Origin of the sequence: Kaistella sp. (assembly GCF_049588135.1) — a bacterium.
Classification (GTDB): domain Bacteria; phylum Bacteroidota; class Bacteroidia; order Flavobacteriales; family Weeksellaceae; genus Kaistella.
This window is the reverse complement of record NZ_JBAVFG010000239.1, coordinates 1-5,121: the sequence shown is the minus strand read 5'-3', so window position 1 is coordinate 5,121 and position 5,121 is coordinate 1. Positions and strand designations below refer to the sequence as shown.

General features: G+C 34.1%; 4 protein-coding genes. 3 read left to right on the top strand and 1 reads right to left on the bottom strand.

What is annotated here, in order from left to right:
* From WBY99_RS12780 to WBY99_RS12770, 3 genes are all read left to right on the top strand, one after another.
* Positions 1 to 1,798, top strand: a 1,798-nt coding sequence (locus tag WBY99_RS12780; RefSeq protein ID WP_423976719.1) for a M1 family metallopeptidase, incomplete at its 5' end; no start/stop codon positions are given.
* Positions 1,799 to 1,809: 11 nt separating this feature from the next.
* Entirely contained in the window at positions 1,810 to 2,298 is a 489-nt protein-coding gene (locus WBY99_RS12775; protein ID WP_423976718.1) for a PH domain-containing protein, read from the top strand.
* 116 nt (positions 2,299 to 2,414) lie between these two features.
* On the top strand, positions 2,415 to 4,412 hold the full coding sequence (locus tag WBY99_RS12770) for a prolyl oligopeptidase family serine peptidase (protein WP_423976717.1): 1,998 nt from the start codon (positions 2,415 to 2,417) through the stop codon (positions 4,410 to 4,412).
* 91 nt (positions 4,413 to 4,503) lie between these two features.
* On the opposite strand, the gene WBY99_RS12765 is transcribed toward WBY99_RS12770, so the two are convergent.
* Positions 4,504 to 5,052, bottom strand: coding sequence for a hypothetical protein (locus WBY99_RS12765; RefSeq protein WP_423976716.1), 549 nt, complete (start codon positions 5,050 to 5,052; stop codon positions 4,504 to 4,506).
* Positions 5,053 to 5,121: the final 69 nt, after the last annotated feature.

The following is a 5,121-nucleotide window of genomic DNA, read 5'->3' as shown; positions in this document are numbered from 1 at the left end:
ATATACGCCTAGAAATATCGAAAAAGCCTACGAGCAGAAAACCCGTTCCTTGGATGGAAAACCGGGTCAGAATTATTGGCAAAATTCAGGCGATTATGCAATTGATTTCAATGTGAATCCGACGACCAAAATTGTTTCCGGAAATGAAACGATTGTCTATTCCAATAATTCTCCGGATACTTTAAAATCATTGGTCATCAGATTTGTGAATAATGTGCACAAGCCGACCTCACCGAGAGCGGGAAAAGCATCAGCTGATTTTTTAAGTGAGGGTTTGAATATAAAATCACTTTCCATTAATGGAGAAATTTATAAAGTAAATTCTGAAGATTGGGAAACGTTCTATGATTTGAAATTAAACAAAGCACTTTTGCCCAAATCCAAGAACATCATTAAAATAGAATGGGAATTTCCGTTGTCAAAAGAAAGTGGAAGAGAAGGACAAATCGATGACAATACCTTGTTCTGTGCTTACGCTTATCCACGAATTTCAGTGTATGACGATTATAATGGTTGGGATAAATTGCCTCACAACGGTCGAAATGAATTTTATAATGACTTTAATAATTATGAAGTCGCCGTTACGGTTCCAAAAAATTACGTGGTTTATGCGACCGGAATTTTCCAAAATCCGGAAGAGGTTTTACAGCCCGAAATTTTAAAGAAATTTAAATCTTCTTTAACCTCAGATAAAATAATTCACGTTGCCACAAAAGACGAAGTTTTAAAACAAAAAGTAACCACGCAAAAACCTTTCAATACCTGGAAATTTAAGGCTCAAAATATTACAGATTTTACTTTTGGATTAAGTTCAACTTATGTCTGGGATGCTTCAAGCGTTCAGTTGAAATCAAAAAAAGTAAGTACTCAAGCGACGTATAACGCAGGAACTCCAGATTTTGAAAAATATGTAGAATGGGAGAAATACGGTATCAAATGGTTTTCTGAAAACTGGCCGGGAATCGAATATCCTTTTCCGACCATGACCGGTTTCCAGGGATTCGCCGACATGGAATATCCGATGATGGTTAATGATACTGCAATTCCTGATAATTTAGCAGATTCCCGACAAACGGTGGATCATGAAATCGCACATACTTATTTCCCTTTCTTTATGGGAATCAATGAAACGCGTTATGCTTTTATGGATGAAGGTTGGGCAACCGCTTTGGAATACCTGATCGGTGAAGCCGAAAACGGAAAAGCTTTTAATGATAAAATGTTTACCGACTTCCGTGTGAAAAGATATATTAATGATCCGTCTACCGAAGAAGATCAGCCCATTATTTCACTGAGTACGCAGGTTACCGGAATTGGTTATGGAAATAATTCGTACATAAAACCTGCTTTTTCTTATCTGGCTTTAAAAGATATGCTCGGCGATGATTTGTTTAAAAAATCACTCCATTATTATATGAATACCTGGAGTGGAAAACATCCGATGCCGTGGGATTTCTTTTATAGCATGAATACCGGAAGCGGACAAAATCTGAATTGGTTTTGGAACAACTGGTTTTTCAGCAATAATTATATTGATTTAAAAATTAATTCGGCGGTAGTTTCCGGTAATAATTTGAATTTATCGATTCAAAATGTAGGCGGATTTGCAATTCCTTTCGACGTAGAAATTACCTATCAGGACGGCAAAATTTATAAAAAGCATTTTACGCCAGAAGTTTGGAAAAACAGTAAACTTTACCAAACAGAGATTGAAGTTAATCAGAAAGTAAAATCTGTAAAGATCGATGGCGGAATTTATTTGGATTATACGCCAAATGATAATTTAATTACCCTTTAATATTTTTAAATATGAAAGAATTTCAAACTGCAAAAATGGATGATAGAACGAAGATTATTACGATTATTGTTTTGTTATTTCTTATCTTTTTTCCAATTTCTTCCTTTTTCTTTGAACCGCCAAAACCGATGGTTTCAATGACTAGTTTTGTTATCATGTACGGCGTTATATTTATTTCTTATGGGTTTATTCCCAAAAGAATTGTAGTTTCTTATAATCAGATTTTAGTTAAAAACATCTACGGTTCTGTGGTCATTAACATTAATGAAATTGAAACGTTTGATAAAATAGAAAAGACTGGCTTCAACTTGCGGACTTTTGGCGTTGGAGGTTTGTTCGGTTATTTTGGTTACTTTAATGGGCGCGATGTTTGGTATGTAACCAATATTCATAAAAAAGTAAAGATCACTTTAAAGTCTGGGAAAATTTATATGATTAGTCCAGAAAATCCCGATGACTTTGTTAAAGAAGTTCAACAGAGAAGGACTGAAATGGTTTAGTGCTTCTGCTTTCCTCCTGAATTTTCTATATTTGTAAGATGTTAATTTTCGGTAATAGTTTTAAAGAAGATTAGCGATTTTATACCGTTTATATATTTAAAAAATTTAATTTAAAAATGAAAATAAAACACACCTTGGTCGCTCTGGCAGCACCTTTTCTTATGAATGCACAAAATGTGATGACTCCCGAAATATTATGGACCCTTAATAAAATAGGAGTTACTGCAGTTTCGCCGGATCAGAATTCACTGATTTACAGTATTGGGAAAACCGATCTTAAAACAGAAAAAAATAATAAGAAGAACTATTTTTTTACTATTAAAAGTGCAGAAGCAACTGCTTTGGATCTAGGGAAAAAATCTCTAATTCAGTGGGATGCAAACGGAATCTACGCTCAAGAAGATGATCAGATTTATCTTTCTAAAGATGCTGGAAAAACCTGGACTCCATTTTATACGGTAGGAAAAGTTGACAATATCGTCATTTCTCCGGATGGTAAAAAGGTCGCATTTAGCAAAGAAGTTTTGGTAGAAAAATTATTAGGAAAAGACAAATATACGGATACTCCAAAATCAACTGCTCATATTTATACCGACCTTAATCACCGTCATTGGGATTATTTTAATGAAGGAAAATACAATCACGTTTTTGTAGTGAATGTTTCTGAAAGCGCTGATAAAGCAAAAGATTTATTGGCAGGAAAACCTTGGGATTCGCCACAAAGACCTTCTGGTGGATCAGAAGATTTCGTTTGGACTCCAGATTCTTCCCAACTTTTATATGTAACAAAACCTTTGAGTGGTGCTGAATATGCGTTTTCAACCAACACCGATATTTTTGCTTATGATTTGGCAACCGGAACTTTAAAAAATCTTACCGAAAGCAATAAAGGATATGATGTTTCACCGAAGTTTTCTCCAGACGGAAAGTATCTATATTGGATGTCTATGGCGAGAGATGGTTATGAAGCGGACAAAAATGATTTAAAAATCATGGATTGGAAATCGGGTAAAACCACTAATCTCACCCAAGATTGGGATGAAAGTATTACCGGTTCTGTTTTCTGGTCGCAAGATTCTAAAGATATTTACTTTACTTCGGCTTTTAGAGGAACAAAACAATTATTTTCTTTAAATCCGAAAAACTCTAAAATTCAACAAATTACCAAAGGTGATTTTGATTTGAATGATATTTACGCTCAAAACAAAAACTTACTATTAGTTTCAAGAACCGATATGAATCACAATCCAGATTTATTTTCTGTTGATTTGAAAAATGGTTCTATGAAACAAATGACAGAAGTGAACAAGAAGAATTACGAAAGTATTACGCCTTCCAGAACCGAACTGAAAATGGTGAAAACCACCGACGGAAAAGAAATGGGAGTATGGTTTATTTATCCGCCAAATTTCGATGCGAATAAAAAATATCCAACTTTATTATATTGTCAAGGTGGACCACAATCTGCTTTAACACAGACTTTCAGCGTTCGATGGAATTTTGCTTTAATGGCAGCAAACGATTATATTATTGTTGCGCCAAACAGAAGAGGAATGCCAGGTTGGGGAGTTCAGTGGAATGAAGATATTTCTAAAGATTGGGGTGGTCAGCCGATGAGAGATTATTTAGCAGCAGCTGATTTTGCAAAAACTTTACCATATGTTGATGGCGACAGAATGGGAGCAGTTGGTGCAAGTTACGGTGGTTACAGCGTTATGATGTTGGCTGGAATTCACGAAAACCGTTTCAAAACTTTCATCGCACATGATGGACTTTTCGATATGAAATCCTGGTATTTAACGACTGAGGAATTGTTTTTTGCGAAATGGGATTTAGGGGGTTCACCTTATGATAATCCAGTTCCGAAAGCTTATACCGACTTTAATCCTTCTAACTTTGTGAATAAATGGAATAAACCCATGATGATTATTCAAGGTGGGATTGATTACAGAGTTCCTTACGAACAAGGTCAGGAAGCTTTTCAGGCCGCTAAATTGAAAGGACTGAAAGCAAAATTTCTTTATTTCCCAAATGAAAACCACTGGGTTCTACATCCTCAAAACGCTTTGGTTTGGCAGAGAGAATTTTTTGAATGGTTGAAAGAAACGTTATAGAAATTTGAATAAAAAAATCAAGAATATTTGAAATATCCTTGATGATAATAAAAAAGACTAGAAGTAATTTCTGGTCTTTTTTGTTTTTTTTCTAAAGTTTAATTTTTATCTTAAAGCCAGAAATCCCTTTTATTTTAATTACATCTGTTGATTTATTACTAGCTTGAATTTCGAAAATTAAGGAGTTTTCAGTCGTCCTAAAGTATTCCAGAATTTCCTCATCATTCACATTGAAAATAATAGTGTTAGGATCAGTATTATTGAAGGAAGTTGCAATTAATCGTTCCTCTTGATTGGGAGCTTTCAGGTAAATTTTAGCGTTCTTAATGAGTTCTAATTTATTGCCCAATTTGGAACTGACATAGTTTAAACTTAAAGTATTCATCTTTACCGATTTCAAGTTTTTAATAGATAAATTCGGTTTTTTTTCTTTAATCTTTGCATCTAAATCAATATTCATAGCAATTTCTGGGGTTCTGGTAAACTCTGTTGCGCTTACAATTGCAAAAGGAACATCTAAGCTTTTGCTATACGGTACGTCAAACGGAGGCAAAACATCTAGAACTGAATTCACAATTTCTCTACAGTTAATTGTAAAAAACAAGACTAATCCGCCAATAAGTAATGGTAATTTTTTCATGATATTGTGTTTTTATTTTAAAAGAGCATTGTTTTTATTTCATCAAATAAAAAGTGTTTAACTGTTTAT